Origin of the sequence: Massilia genomosp. 1, assembly GCF_011682185.1 — a bacterium.
GTDB classification, from domain to species: domain Bacteria; phylum Pseudomonadota; class Gammaproteobacteria; order Burkholderiales; family Burkholderiaceae_D; genus Telluria_A; species Telluria_A rubra.
In genome coordinates this window covers 15,813-30,408 of sequence record NZ_WHJF01000089.1, presented here as the reverse complement: position 1 = coordinate 30,408, position 14,596 = coordinate 15,813, and the positions used below count along the sequence as shown (strand labels likewise).

Here is a 14,596-nt window from a genome sequence, read left to right as displayed (position 1 = left end):
CGGCGCGCTATGGTCGCCTTCCTACTTTGCCGGTAGCTGCGGCGGTGCGCCTATCGCCGTTATCCGGCAGTACATCGAACAGCAGCAGACGCCGCACTAGACGCACCAAACCGGACGGCTGCGCCGTTCGCGCTCTTGACCCCGCCCTGAAGGGCGAGGTTTGCCGCGCAACCGATCAAACTTTGCTACCGGCCGCACCCGCTGCGTCAGGACATCCCGTTACGACGACGCGCGCGCGGCCTGCTCCATCAAGGCTGGAATTTCGGCCGGAATTTCGCGCGCCAGGTAGCCCAGCACGCCGAAGCGCAAGGCCAGTTGTTCGCCGGCCCTGGCATGCAGGGCCACGCCCCAGCAGCTCGCTTGCGCCAGGCTTGCGCCGCGCGCCGCCAGCCCGGCGATGATGCCGGCCAGGGTGTCGCCCGAGCCCGAAATGGCCAGCCCGACATTGCCGCCTTCGTGCTGCCACGGCCCGCCCTCGGGCGCGCTGATCACGGTGCGCGCCCCTTTCAGCGCCACCACCGCGTTCCACGCCTGCGCCGCCGCGCGCGCCGCGCCGTCCGGGTCGGCCACGATCGCTTCTTTCGCACGCCCGGAGAGCTGCGCCATTTCGCCCGCGTGCGGGGTCAGGATCACCGTTTCGGCGAAGCGGAACGGCGGCCCGTCATCGTCGTCCTGGTCGGGGTTGGTGACGATGCCCATGGCGTTGGCGTCGAGCACCACGCTGGTGCCGGCCAGGCGCGGCAGCAAGGCGCGCACCAGCGCCGCCGTGGCCGCTACATCCTGCATGCCGGGGCCGATCAGCACCGCGTCGATCTTGTCGGCCAGCGGGTCGAGCACGTCCAGCGCGTCGCGCGCGAAGCCGCCTTCGACCGTCTCGCGCAGGCCGATCACGCGCGCTTCCGGCATGGCCAGCGCCACCAGTTGGGCCACGCTGGCGCCGGTGGCGATGGTCAGCTTGCCGGCGCCGGCGCGCAAGGCCGCCGTGGCCGCCAGGATCACGGCGCCCGGCATTTCGCACGAGCCGCCCACGATGAGCACGTGGCCGCGCCGCTCCTTGTCGCCTTCGGCCGGCGGCATCGGCAGCGGCCAGGCGCGCAGGGCGGCGCTGTCGATGGTGATCATGTGGGTGCTGGCGAGCGGCATGTCCATGGGACCGGCGCGCCTACGCTTTCGGAGCAGCGGGCACATCTTTTTGGACCGTGACCGGCGTGCCTGCCGCTTCCAGGGGAGCGACAAAGTTAGTCAGTTGCAAGCCGAGCTTGCCGTGCTTGCCTTCGTGCGGATGGAAGCTGTACGAGGTCACCGAGCAGTTCGGCACGTCGGCGGCGCGGTCGAAGGCCAGGATCGCGGCTTCGTCGAGCCGTTCGAACAGGTAGCGGAAGCAGTTGACCGTGACCTGGTGGCCGACGATCAGCACGCGCTCCTTGCAGAACTCGCGGGTGATGGTGTCGATGATGCTGCGCAGGCGCAAGATGACGTCGCACCAGCTCTCGCCGCCGGGCGGGCGGAAGTAGAACTTGCCCACGTGCTGGCGCTGTTCGTACAGCTCCGGATATTGATGCTCGATGCCGAGCACGGTCAGGCGGTCGAGGATGCCGAATTCCTTTTCGCGCAGGCGCTCGTCCACGTGGACCGCCATCAGGCTGTCGGGGCCGAGCTGTTGCATGATGATGCGGGCGGTCTCGGCCGCGCGCAGGTAGGGCGAGTGCAGCACCACGGTCGGGCGCTCGTGTTCCGGCATGGCCGCGAACCAGCTCGCCAGCGCGCGCGCCTGGTCGGCGCCCAGCGCGGAGAGCGGCACGTCCACATCGCGCTCGGCGATGTCGATATGCAAGCCGGCCGCCGCCTCGGCGGCGTCGCGCGCCACGTTACCGGCGCTTTGTCCGTGCCTGACCAGCCAGATCTGTTGGGGCCACTTTTGTTCCATCGTTTCGCCTGCCATTGACATGTTGACACCACGTCATCATAGACGGATTCAACGGTAGCTCAGCGCACGATACAAGTCGTTGTGGTGTTTTTTTCTACGCAGCTTTCTCGTCGGCATCGAGGTTCACGGCGGCGTCGCTGTTAAATACCGCCATGTCGGTCTGGCGGAGCACGCGGCTGGTGACGGTGCCGGCCGTAATCGAGCCGCTCACGTTGAGCGCGGTGCGGCCCATGTCGATCAAGGGCTCGATCGAAATGAGCAAACCCGCCAGCGCCACCGGCAAGTCCATCGCCGAGAGCACGATCAGGGCCGCGAAAGTGGCGCCGCCGCCCACGCCGGCCACCCCGACCGAGCCGACCGTGATGATCGCGATCAGCGGCGCGATGAACGAGAGCGTCATCGGGTCGATGCCGACGGTCGGCGCGATCATCACCGCCAGCATGGCCGGATAGATGCCGGCGCAGCCGTTCTGGCCGATGGTCGAGCCGAACGAGGCGGCAAAGTTGGCGATGCCTTCCGGCGTGCCGAGGCGGCTGGTCTGGGTCTGCACCGACATCGGGATCGAGCCGGCGCTGGTGCGCGAGGTGAAGGCAAAGGCGAGCACCGGGAAAATCTTCTTCACGTAGCGCGCCGCGTTCAGGCCCGCTGCGCTGATCAGCAGCAAATGCACGCAGAACATCAGCAGCAGGGCGCTGTACGAGGCGGTGACAAAACTGAGCAGCTTGACGATGCTCTCCAGGTTGGAGCCGGCCACCACCTGGGTCATCAGCGCGAACACGCCGAACGGGGTCAGGCGCAGCACCAGGGTTACCATGCGCATGATGATCGCGTGCGCGACCTTGATGAAGCGCTCGAAGGCGTCGAAAATCTCGGGCTGCCTGGCGGCGATGCCGGTCGCCGAGATGCCGACGAAAATCGAAAACAGCACTACCGCGATGGCCGAGGTCTTGCGCGCGCCGGTCATGTCCAGAAAAGGGTTGGCCGGAATGAAGCTGATGATCATGCCAGGCAGCGAAATCGCCTGCGCCGTGTTCAGGTGTCCTTTCAAATAGTCGCCGCGCGCCACTTCGGCGGCGGTCGCGGTCAGCCCCACGGCGGACAGGCCGAACAGCTTGGCCATCAGGATGCCGATCCCGGCCGCGACCATGGTGGTGGCCATCAAGATGCCGATGGTCAGCGCGCTGATCTTGCCCAGCGAGGACGCGTCGCGCAACTTGAGGATGGCGGCAATGATCGACACCATAATCAGCGGCATCACGATCATTTGCAAGAGCTTGACGTAACCGGTGCCGACGATGTCGAGGTAGGCATTGGTGTCGGTGATGACGGGCGAGGACGCGCCGTACAGCAGCTGGAGCGCCGCGCCCAGCAGCACGCCCACGCCCAGGCCGGTAAACACGCGCTTGGTGAACGAGGCATGCGCCTGTTGCATCTTATAGAGGAGAAAGCACACGCCCAGGGCGACGGCAAGGTTCAGGATCACGGGGAAATTCAGGGTCATGCGGGCCTCTTGAGTGGGCGCTGCGCGCAGGGGGCTGTGCGGCGGCAATAGAACGGACCATTCTAACCATAAACCTGCCGCACTGCACACAGGCCCGTCCGCGAGCGGTCGTAGCAAAACATCAATGTTATTGACAGCATCCGGGATGTTTGCAACACTCGCCGCCTTGCCTTGATTCCCGCCAAGCCCGCCGCCCCGCGCGAGCCGAAGCTGGAACACCGTCCTACCTGGAGAACCCATGCGCGCCCCGTTCAAATTCTTGAGTCTGCTCCCCCTGGCTTGCCTGGCGCTGGCGGCGCAGGCCCAGACCACGGTCGAGGCCTTCACGCCCACCGGCACGGTCAAGGCCGTGCGCCAGGTCACGGCGCGTTTTTCAGCCCCGATGGTGGCCTTCGGCGACGCCCGCATGGCCGAGCCGTTCAGCATCGATTGCGCGCAGGACGGCAGCGGGCGCTGGCTCGACGCCCGCATCTGGACCTATGATTTTGCGCGCGACGTGGCGCCCGGCGTGCGCTGCAGCTTTACCCTCAAGCCCGACCTGCGCGACCTGGCCGCCCAGCCGCTGGCCGGCACGGCGCGCTTCGCGTTCGATACGGGCGGCCCGAGCGTGCGCGAGAGCGCCCCGCGCAATGGCGACAACGTCGACGAGCAACAGGTGTTCATCCTCGGGCTCGACGCCCCGGCGCGTGCGGCCAGCATCGCCGCCAAGGCCTGGTGCGCGGCGGAAGGCATCAATGAGCGCATCGGCGTGCGGGTGCTGGCCGGGGCCGAACGCGAGCAGGTGCTGGCCGCGCGCCAGGGCTACGTCGAGCGTTACCTCAAGGAGTACGTCAAGCGTGGCGGCGCCCAGCCCAAGGGCAAGGACGACCTCCCGCTGGCGCTGCTGCAGTGCCAGCGCAAGCTGCCGCCCGGCGCGGCCGTCTCGCTGGTGTGGGGCGCCGGCATCGAAGGCATGGGGGGCGTGGCCACTGGCGCCGACCAGGCGCTGGCGTTTGCCACCGGGGCCGATTTTTCCGCCAGCTTCAGCTGCGACTACCTGACCGCCGGCGGCCCGTGCGTGCCGCTGCGGCCGCTGCGCCTGTCCTTCAACGCCCCGGTCCCGCACGAGCAGGCCGAAAAAATCACCCTCACCGACGCCGGCGGCAAGCTGTATGCACCCTACCGTGACAGCGGCGGCGCGCGCGCGGCCCCGGTGAGCAATCTCTACTTCAACGGGCCCTTCCCCGAAAAGAGCGTCCTGAAGCTGGCGCTGCCGCCCGGGCTCAAGAACGAAGATGGGCGGGCGCTGGTCAACCAGCACGAATTCCCGATGACGATCAAGATGGATGTGCTGCCGCCGCTGATCAAGTTCCCGGCCAGATTCGGCATCATCGAAGCGCATACCGAGCGCCTGTTGCCGGTCACGGTGCGCAATGTGGAAACGACGCTGTCGGGCAAGCTGCGCAGCGCCGGCGCCATGCTGCGCGTGGACGTGCAGGGCGAACGCCAGGACCTCGACGTCATGGACTGGCTCAAGCGCCTGAACGGCGACGCCGGCAAGGAGCATCAAAAATCGGTCTTCGCCGGCCTCAAGAGCGGCAAGCCGGACCCGTTTACCTTGCCCGCGCCGGCTGCCGGACGCCCGTTCGAAGTGATCGGCATCCCGCTGCCCAAGGCCGGCTTCTACGTGGTCGAATTCGACAGCCCCAAACTGGGCGTGGCCCTGTTCGACAAAAAACAAAAGGCCTACGTCAGCGCTGCCGCGCTGGTGACCAACATGGCGGCCCATTTCAAGCATGGCGCCGATTCTTCGCTGGTGTGGGTCACCTCGCTCGACAAGGGCCGTCCCGTGCCCAGGGCGGCGGTGGCGGTGCGCGACTGCGCCGGCAAGCTGCTGTGGCAGGGCGCGACCGACGGCGCCGGCGTGGCCCGCATCGACAAGGCGCTGGCGCGCGGCGACTGCCGCCAGGGGCCCGGCAGCATGTTCGTCAGCGCCCGCAGCGGGGGCGATTACACCTTCACCTTGTCGGACTGGGACAACGGGATCGAACCGTGGCGCTTCCACCTGCCGTTCAGTCCCGGCGCAAACACCAGCATCGTTGCCACCGTGTTCGACCGCACCTTGCTGCGCGTCGGTGAAACGGTGCATATGAAGCACTTCCTGCGCCGCAGCGGCAGCCGCGGCCTCGAGTTCGACAGCACCGGCGCCGAGGCCAGGGCCAGCACCATCACCGTGTTGCACCAGGCCAGCGGCACGTCCTACGAGTTGCCCTTGCGCTGGAACGCCAGCGGCAGCGCCGAAAACGACTGGCTCATTCCCGCCGGCGCCAAGCTTGGCGAGTACAGCGTCAGGATCGTGGGCCAGTTTTCCGGCACCTTCCGGGTCGAGCAGTTCCGCGTACCGACCATGAAGGCGCTGCTGAACGGCCCGTCCGCGCCGCTGGTCGGCGCCACCGCGTTCGACCTGGACCTGCAGCTCGGCTACCTGGCCGGCGGCGTGGCCGGCAAGGCGCCGGTCAAGCTGCGCACCCTGACCGAAGAAAAGGTGTTGTACTTTCCCGGCTACGAGCACTACACCCTGGGCGCGGGCGACGTGCGCGAAGGCGTGCAGAACGACGCGCGCTTCGACGACGAGTACAGCGAGGATGACGACAACGCCCCGGCCGTGAGCGACGTGCGCACCCGCGCGCTGGTGCTCGACAAGGCCGGCGGCGCGCGCGTGCATCTCGACCAGTTGCCGACCAGCGAACGGGCGCGCGACCTGGTGGCCGAACTGTCGTACCAGGACGCCAACGGCGAAACGCTGTCGAGTTCGACCCGCATCGCCCTGTGGCCATCGTCGTACGTGGTCGGCATCAAGGCCGAGGACTCGGTCGGCGCCAACGAGCGCGCCAGCATCGAGGTGGTGGTGCTGGGCGTGGGCGGCAAGCCGGCGCCCGATGTGGCGGTCGATGTCGACCTGTTCCAGCGCACCAGCTACACGCACCGGCGGCGCCTGATCGGCGGCTTTTACGCATATGAAAACAGCAGCGAAGTCAAGCGCGTGGGCACCGCCTGCCAGGGCCGCAGCGACGCCAAGGGCTTGCTGCGCTGCGAGCTCAGGACCCCGGCCGACGGCAACCTGATCCTGCGCGCGCGCGCCGTCGACGCCCAGCGGCGCGTCGCCGTCACCCAGCGCGACATCTGGGTGGCCGGCGCCGGCGACTGGTGGTTCCAGGCCGGCGACAACGACCGCATCGACCTGCTGCCCTCGGCCAAGCGCTACGAGCCGGGCCAGGACGCCACCTTCCAGGTGCGCAGCCCGTTCCGCGACGCCACCGCGCTGATCACGGTCGAACGCGAAGGCATCCTCGACACCTATGTGCGCCGCTTGGACGGCAAGGAGCCGACCTTCACCATCCCCATGCTCGGCAAATACGCGCCCAACGCGTTTGTGTCGGCGCTGGTGGTGCGCGGGCGCGTGGCCGGGGTGCAGCCGACCGCCATGGTCGACCTGGGCAAACCTTCCTACAAACTGGGCATCGCGCCGGTGCAGGTAGGCTGGAGCGTACACGAACTCAACGTCAAGGTCAGCACCGACAAACAGGATTACAAGGTGCGCGAGAACGCCAGCGTGAGCGTGAAAGTCACGCGCGCCGACGGCTCGCCCGCACCGGCCGGCACCGAAGTGGCGCTGGCGGCGGTCGACGCCGGCCTGTTGGAACTGATGCCGAACCGGAGCTGGCGCCTGTTGAGCGCGATGATGCAGGAGCGCGCGCTGCAGGTAAACACCGCGACCGCGCAGATGCAGGTGATCGGCAAGCGCCACTTCGGGCGCAAGGCCGCGCCGCACGGCGGCGGCGGTGGCCAGGGCAGCCGCGAACTGTTCGACACGCTGCTGTTCTGGAAGGCCCGCATCGTGCTCGACGCCAAAGGCGAAGCGCGCGTGCCGGTTGCGCTCAACGACACGCTCACCTCGTTTCGCATCGTGGCCGTGGCCAGCGGCGGCAGCGGCATGTTCGGCACCGGCGAAACCGAAATCCGCAGCAGCCAGGACCTGATCGTGCTGCCGGGCTTGCCCGCGCTGGTGCGCGAAGGCGACCGCCTGCGCGCCGGCTTCACCTTGCGAAACACCACCGACGCCGCGCTGACGGTCGATTTCGGCGCCAGCGTGGCGGCCGACGGCGGCGCGCCCAGGGTGCTGGCGCGCCAGAGCCTGGCCCTGGCGCCGGGGCAAGCGCAGGAAGCCGGCTGGGATGTGCAGGTGCCGGCCGGCGCCAGCGCGCTCGCATGGACCATCGACGCGCGCAGCGCCGGCGCCAGCGACAAGCTGCGCATTAGCCAGAAGGTGCTGGCGGCGGTCCCGGTGCGTACCGTGCAGTCGACCCTGGTGCGCATCGAGCAGCCGCAAACGATCAAGGTGCAGGCCCCGGCCGGCGCCCTGGCCGGGCAGGGCGGGGTGCGCGCCACCCTGGTCGCCCGCCTTGGCGAAAGCCTGCCCGGCGTGCGCGATTACATGAGCGCCTACCAGTACCGCGGCGTCGAGCAGGATGCCTCGCGCGCCGTGGCCCTGCGCGACGCGGCCCTGTGGGACAAGCTGGCGGCATCGCTGCCGGCGCAGGTCGACGCCGATGGCTTGCTCAAGTACTATCCGACCCAGGTCCAGGGCAGCGACAGCCTGACCGCCTACCTGCTGTCGGTCAGCGCCGAAGCCGGCTTCCCGCTCGCCCCGGCACTCAAAGAGCGCATGGAGGGCGGCTTGCGCCAGTTCGTCGAAGGCAAGCTCACGCGCCCGGCGCGCGTGGCCCGGGTCGACACGGCGGTGCGCAAGATCGCCGCGCTGGAAGCGCTCTCGCGCACGCGCCCGGTGGCGCCGGAACTGCTCGAATCGTTCACGATCGAACCGAACCTGTGGCCCACATCGGCCGTCATCGACTGGTACCTGATCCTGCAACGCTGCCCGGCGCTGGCGCAGCGCGACACCCAACTGGCGCAGGTGCGGCAAGTGCTGCGCGCGCGCCTGAACCTGCAGGGCGCGGGCCTGTCCTTTTCCACCGAAGCGAACGACAACTGGTGGTGGCTCATGGCCTCGCCCGACACCAACGCCAACCGCCTGCTGCTGGCCGTGATCGACGACGCCGCCTGGCAGGAAGACATGGGACGGCTGGCGCGCGGCGCCCTGGGACGCCAGCAAAAAGGGCGCTGGGGCTCGACCCTGGCCAACGCCTGGGGCGTGCTGGCGCTGGACAAATTCTCGCGCAAGTTCGAACGCGAGGCGGTCACCGGCAGCAGCAGCGCCGGTCTCGGCAACACGGTCAAGGAAGCGAACTGGAATGCGCGCGGCGTCTCGGTGATCAACCATCCGTGGGGCGCGGGCCAGCAAGACCTGGTCCTCTCGCACCACGGCGGCGGCAAGCCGTGGGCCATCGTGCAAAGCCTGGCCGCGCTCGAACTCAAGGCGCCGCTCTCGAACGGCTACAAGATCGTCAAGACCATCACGCCGATCGAGCAAAAGGTCAAGGGCGCCTGGTCGCGCGGCGATACGTATCGCGTGCGGCTCGACCTGGAAGCGCAAACCGACATGACGTGGGTCGCGCTGGACGACCCGATTCCGGCCGGCGCCACCTTGCTCGGCAACGGCTTCGGGCGCGACGCCCTCAGCTTGCCCGGCGCCGACGGGCAGGGCGGCGGCTTGCGGCCGCTATTCGAGGAACGCACCTTCGAGGCCTTCCGCGCGTATTACGACTTCGTCCCCAAAGGCACATGGCGCATCGACTACAGCGTGCGCCTGAATAACCAGGGCCGCTTCAACCTGCCGCCAACCCGCGTCGAAGCGCTGTACAGCCCCGAGTTGTCGGGCGAGCTGCCGAATGCGGCGCTGGAAGTGGGGCGCTGATGCGCCGCCTTGCCGCAGCGCTGGCGCTGGCGTTGGCCGCGCCGGCGCACGCCGTGCCCACGCCCGAGCAGGTCAGGGCGGCTTACCGCGCGTCGGACGCGCAACTGCTCGACCGCCACGGCGTGCCGATCGACGCGCTGCGGATCGACATGGCGGTGCGGCGCGCCCAATGGGTGGGGCTGGCCGACATATCGCCGGCGATGCGCCTGGCGCTGGTGCAGGCCGAAGACCGGCGCTTCATGCAGCACGACGGCGTGGACCTGGGCGCGCTCGGCAAGGCCGCCTGGGACAACCTGCTGCGCACCCGCGCGCGCGGCGCCTCGACCATCACCATGCAGCTCGCGGCGCTGGTCGACGAGCGCCTGCGCGCCGGCGCGGGCGGGCGCAGCTGGGGCCAGAAATGGGACCAGGCCAGCGCCGCGCGCGAGCTCGAAGCCGGCTGGAGCAAGGCCCAGATCATGGAGGCTTACCTGAACCTGGTGCCGTTTCGCGGCGAACTGCAAGGCATCGGCGCGGCCTCGCAGGGCCTGTTCGGCAAGGCGCCGTCGGGATTGAACCAGGCCGAAGCGGCGATCCTGGCCAGCCTGCTGCGCGCGCCCTCGGCGGCGCCGCGCGTGGTGGCGCAGCGCGCCTGCGCACTGGCCAGGGAGATCAACCCGGCGGCCAGGTGCGCCGGCATCGAGTGGGACGTGGCGGCCGCCTTGAGCCGTCCGGCCGCCGCCGCCGCGCCGACGCAGGCGCCGCACGTGGCCCAGCGTTTGCTCAAGGGCGCCGCGCGCCAGGTGCGCAGCACGCTCGACGCCGGCATCCAGCGCGACGCCGTCGACACCTTGCGCGCCCACCTGGCCGCCCTGCGCGAGCGCAACGTGACCCAGGGCGCGCTGGTGGCCATCGATAACGACAGCGGCGAGATCGTCGCCTACGTCGCCAACGGCGGCGCCAGCGAGGTCGATGGCGTGCTGGCGCTGCGCCAGGCCGGCTCCACCCTGAAACCGTTCCTGTACCAGCTGGCGCTGGAGCGCGGCTGGATCACGGCCGCCTCGCCGCAGGACGATTCGCCGTTGGAGATCGCCACCGCCGCCGGTCCTTACGTGCCGCAGAATTACGACCGCCAGTTCAAGGGCTGGGTCAGTACCCGCACCAGCCTGGCCAGTTCGCTCAACGTGCCGGCGGTGCGCACGCTGCAGTTGACCGGCCTGGAGCGCTTTCATGCGCGCCTGCGCGCGCTCGGCTTGGACAGCCTGTCCGAGCCGGCCGCGTTTTACGGCTATTCGCTGGCGCTCGGCTCGGGCGACGTCTCGCTGCTGGCGCTGGCCAACGCCTACCGCACGCTCGCCAACGGCGGCCTGCACGGCAGCGTGACCTTGCAGCCGCGCGCCGCGCAGGCAAAAACCCGCGTGCTCGATGCGAAGACGGCCTTCATCGTCGGCGACATCTTGTCGGACCGGGCCGCGCGCAGCCTCACCTTCGGACTGCGCAACGAACTGGCCACCGCGTTCTGGAGCGCGGTCAAGACCGGCACCAGCAAGGACATGCGCGACAACTGGTGCGTCGGCTACTCCGCCAAATACACGGTGGCGGTCTGGGTCGGCAATTTCGACGGCAGTCCGATGTGGGATGTATCGGGCGTGACCGGCGCCGCGCCGGTCTGGCGCGACGTGATGGAGCGCCTGCACCGCGCGCTGCCCAGCCGTGCCCCGGCCGCGCCGCCAGGGCTGGTGCAGCAAACGGTCAGCTACCAGCCGGCCCTGGAAGCGCCGCGCCGCGAATGGTTCGTGCGCGGCACCGAGAGCGCGCAGGTGACCTTGCTGGGCACGGAGAAGCGCCGCGCGGCCATCCTGTATCCGGGCCAGGGCGGCGTGATCGCGCTCGACCCGGATATTCCGGCCGGTCGCGAGCGGGTGGTGTTCCGCGCCCAGGGCGCGCAGGGTCTTTCGTGGCGCCTCGACGGGGTGGCGCTGGGCGCGGGCGCGGCCAGCCACGCCTGGCAACCGGTCGCCGGCGAGCACGAACTGGCGCTGGTCGACGCCGGCGACAAGGTGGTCGCGGCGACCCGCTTCAGCGTGCGCGGCGCGGCGGCAACATCGTCACGGCCGTGAGCGGCTGGCGGGTAATTGTTGTGATTGAACCACGGTCATTGCAAACTTGACGATCGTTCTATCGATGCAATCAATATTGCAAATATAATATTGCATCTTTCATCAGTATTCATCAAGCCGGAGTTTCAATATGAGCAATCTGTACGCCGCCCCGTCGGCCGACATGACTTCCCCCGTCGCCAACAGCGACACCTACGTGCCGAAGATGTTTCAACTGAACGGCCGCATCGGCCGCGTGCGTTACCTGGTGTACGCCTCGGTCATTTCGCTCGTGATGACGGTCGCGATCGGCGGGGTGCTTGCCGTGCTTTCCCAGATGGCCGGCTTCATGGCGCTGGTCGTCGTCGGCTTGCTCATGTGGATTCCGATGTTCGTCATCCTGTTCTACATTATCCGCCGTCGCCTGCATGACCTGGGCAAGTCGGGCTGGTTCGCGTTGCTGCAGTTCATCCCGCTCGTGAATCTCGTTTTTGTCTTGTGGATACTGTTTGGGCGCGGCAACGAGGGTAGCAACGAGTATGGTCCGGCGCCGGCGCCAAACACACGGCCGCTGGTGATCGCCGCCTGGCTGATCCCGCTCGCCATGGTCGCGTCGATGCCGAGCTACCTCAAGTTTGAAGATCAGATGGTCAAAAAGATGATGGGCGGCGGCGCGAGCGACGCGGACATGCAAAAGATGCTCGAATCCCAGGCCGACGTTCCAGCTGCGGTAGCCGATATGCAGTCAGGGTCGGCCCAAGCCGCGGCGAATGAGGCTGCAATCAATGCCGCAAGCGATACCGCAACCGACGCCGCAGCCGCGACACCGGCGCCAGCCGAGCCGAAAGCGGCGAACTGACACGCCGTCCCCGCCATCGGCGCCGTTCGGCGGCGCCGATGGCCAGCTAAACCGGTGCATCCGGTTTGATATAATCGTCCTTCTTCAATCCCGGCATCGATAGTTCCTGCACCGATGCGGGCACCAGTCCGCACCAGCGCCCGTCCATGAATCCCCTGCTCAAGCAAGCCCCGACAACCCTGCACGATGCCGAGCACCCGGTCGAACCAATCCGCTCGCACCTGGCGTGGCCCGGCCAGCAATTGGCGTCATGACGCTGGCGCCGCAACTGGCGCCGTGGCGCGCCTGGCTGGCGTTGCTGGCCCCCGGACTGGTCGAGCCGCTCGGACAGATGCTGCTGCACCTGCAGCCGCTGGTCGGCGCCATGAGGGGCCCGGGCGCAGGGGGCGAGAGCACGCCCGTGGGGGCGGGCAGCATCGCCCGGCGCGGCCCTTGCAATCGGCTGCTCATCAGCGAACGGGCGGTGGCCGACGCCGCGCCGGACGAATTGCCGCGCCGCGCCGGCGAATTGCTGTTGTCGGCGCCCGAGCCAGGCGTGCCGCATGGGGCGCGCTTGTGCGTGGCCTTGTTCGACACCGGCCCGGCGCAGCTTGGCGAGCCGCGCCTGGTGCGGATGGCGCTGTTCATCCTGCCGGCGCAACGCGCGCAACAGGCCGGCGCCGACTGTCGCTGGGGCGTCCTGCAAGACCCGTGCGCGCTGCGTGGCGGCCCGGGCAGTTTGCGCGCCTGGCTCGACGCGCGTACCGTTACGTGCATCGGGCCGGCCCACATCAACGAATGGAACGCGGCGCTTGCCGCCCTCGGCGACGCGGTGGAAGTGTGGCAGATTGGCGCGCGCGCCTTGCCGGACAGTCCCGCTTTGCAGGTGACGATAACGCACCAGCAACGCAGCCGTACCCTGACGCTGGCCTTGCCGGCCGCGCATGCGGGAGCAGACTTGCTGCGCAAGCCGTTCGCGCGCGCCGCCGCGCCGCACGGCAGGCGCCGCGGGGCGGACGGCATGTCGTTGACCGAGGCGCCCCGCTTCGGCTTGCAGGGAGATTGGATCGTCGCCTTCATGCAGCAGGACGGCGCCACCCTGCATCACTTGCCGGGCGACCCGTCGCGCGCGCGCCATAAGCCGCGCCGCCTGTACGACAAGCCGGACCAGGTTCGCCTGGGCGCGATATTGATCGACCGTGCGCTGGCCGAGGTCGAATCCCGCGATGGCACCCTGCTGTTTGCCCGGTTTCCCGGCAAGCTGTTCGGCCCGCTGCGCACGGCGCCGCTGCCGCCGCCGGCGCAGTTCGCGCTGCCGGAACCGGGGCATGGCCTGCTGCCGACATTTTTCCTCAGCGACCAGGCCCCCGGCTGGGCCGGCACGCGCGTGTTCATGCTCGATCGCGCCGGGCAGCTGGGCTGCTGGAAGGTCACCGGCCAGGACCCGGACGCGAGCGTGCGTTTCGACCAGGTGGCCGACAACGTGGTGGCGGCGGCGCAGCGTCCCGACATGCTGGTGTATGCCAGGAGCGTCGGACATTTCACCACGATCCATGTCATCGATGAGGCAGACAAGTTCCCGACCGCAGTCGCGGACTTTCCGTGCGCAGCCAGGCGCGTGCTGTTCGGGATGGCGCAACAGGGAACGCAACGGCGCGCGCACCGCGGCTGGATGCTCGCCATCGAAACGAGCGAGCGGCACTGGTTGCTGGTGGCCGATTGCGCCATGCCCGGCGCCACGCCGATCGCGCTCGACGTGACGGACGGCGCCATGGTGGTGGGCGTGACGCGCTCCGGGCCGCGCAAGGACGCTGCGCCGGCCCTGCTGGTGCTGTGTGCGGATCGCTGCACGGTGGAACTGCGCAGCGCGGGCGCCACCGTCGCTGTCCTGCATTCGGAGGCGTCGATCGCGCAACTGGCGTTCGACAACGCGAGCTCGCCGCTTTGCTGGGTGACCGACCAACAGGAACTGTTCGCGCGCGCGCTGCACGGCGATGACATTGTGCCGCACGTGCCAGTCGCGGGCGTTACCGATGCCGGTTGAGGTTAGCCAACCCCTGTTCAGCGGCCGCCGCGCACTACGCGCTCCGGTTCGACCTCGCGCTGTTCGGGGCCCTGCTTCATCCATGCGGACCGGCTGGCGAAGCCGGTCCGCTTGGTGCGGCGCGCACCGTGCAGATCCATGCCGGCCGATTCGTGGTCGACCGGGCCGGGCGCTTGGGCGACCTCGATTGCCGGTCCGGGCTGGTGCATGCCCGATGTCTGTGCCGAGCGGGCCCCAGACTGCTTGATTAGTGCTGTAATACAACAAACCAGCCGTATTCGGTTTGATATAATTACAATTCTTAAAACCTGGCAATAAAAGTTCCTGCAGCACCGACGCGTGCATGAGCCCAGC

At 68.7% G+C, this 14,596-nt stretch carries 9 protein-coding genes; 5 read left to right on the top strand and 4 right to left on the bottom strand.

Annotated features, from left to right (window positions below):
- On the top strand, positions 1–100 hold a 100-nt coding region (locus tag F1735_RS25500; RefSeq protein WP_187364331.1), incomplete at its 5' end, for a transposase.
- A 119-nt stretch (positions 101–219) separates the two neighbouring features.
- On the opposite strand, the gene F1735_RS25495 is transcribed toward F1735_RS25500, so the two are convergent.
- From F1735_RS25495 to F1735_RS25485, 3 genes are all read right to left on the bottom strand, one after another.
- Positions 220–1,149, bottom strand: a complete 930-nt coding sequence (locus F1735_RS25495) for an NAD(P)H-hydrate dehydratase (protein WP_229505958.1) — start codon at positions 1,147–1,149, stop codon at positions 220–222.
- Between the two features lie 13 nt (positions 1,150–1,162).
- Complete coding sequence (locus tag F1735_RS25490; protein WP_167239539.1) at positions 1,163–1,927, bottom strand: histidine phosphatase family protein; 765 nt, start codon at positions 1,925–1,927, stop codon at positions 1,163–1,165.
- Between the two features lie 94 nt (positions 1,928–2,021).
- The gene (locus tag F1735_RS25485; RefSeq protein WP_167239538.1) at positions 2,022–3,428 is read right to left on the bottom strand and encodes an L-cystine transporter; all 1,407 of its coding nucleotides are present in this window, start codon (positions 3,426–3,428) and stop codon (positions 2,022–2,024) included.
- Between the two features lie 238 nt (positions 3,429–3,666).
- Between F1735_RS25485 and F1735_RS25480 the strand changes: the two genes are divergently transcribed.
- The 4 genes from F1735_RS25480 (at position 3,667) to F1735_RS25465 (ending at position 14,242) form a co-directional block, all read left to right on the top strand.
- Positions 3,667–9,282 carry an alpha-2-macroglobulin family protein gene (locus tag F1735_RS25480; RefSeq protein WP_167239537.1) on the top strand — a complete coding sequence of 1,872 codons (5,616 nt, stop codon included), beginning with the start codon at positions 3,667–3,669 and terminating at the stop codon, positions 9,280–9,282.
- Complete coding sequence (pbpC, locus tag F1735_RS25475; protein ID WP_167239536.1) at positions 9,282–11,381, top strand: penicillin-binding protein 1C; 2,100 nt, start codon at positions 9,282–9,284, stop codon at positions 11,379–11,381. The genes F1735_RS25480 and pbpC overlap by 1 nt, the downstream gene beginning before the upstream one ends.
- A 130-nt stretch (positions 11,382–11,511) precedes the next feature.
- Complete coding sequence (locus tag F1735_RS25470) at positions 11,512–12,219, top strand: DUF805 domain-containing protein (protein WP_167239535.1); 708 nt, start codon at positions 11,512–11,514, stop codon at positions 12,217–12,219.
- 250 nt (positions 12,220–12,469) lie between these two features.
- The gene (locus F1735_RS25465; protein ID WP_167239534.1) at positions 12,470–14,242 is read left to right on the top strand and encodes a hypothetical protein; all 1,773 of its coding nucleotides are present in this window, start codon (positions 12,470–12,472) and stop codon (positions 14,240–14,242) included.
- 17 nt (positions 14,243–14,259) lie between these two features.
- Here the strand turns inward: F1735_RS25465 and F1735_RS25460 are convergent, their stop codons facing one another.
- On the bottom strand, positions 14,260–14,451 hold the full coding sequence (locus tag F1735_RS25460; protein WP_167239533.1) for a hypothetical protein: 192 nt from the start codon (positions 14,449–14,451) through the stop codon (positions 14,260–14,262).
- Positions 14,452–14,596: the final 145 nt, after the last annotated feature.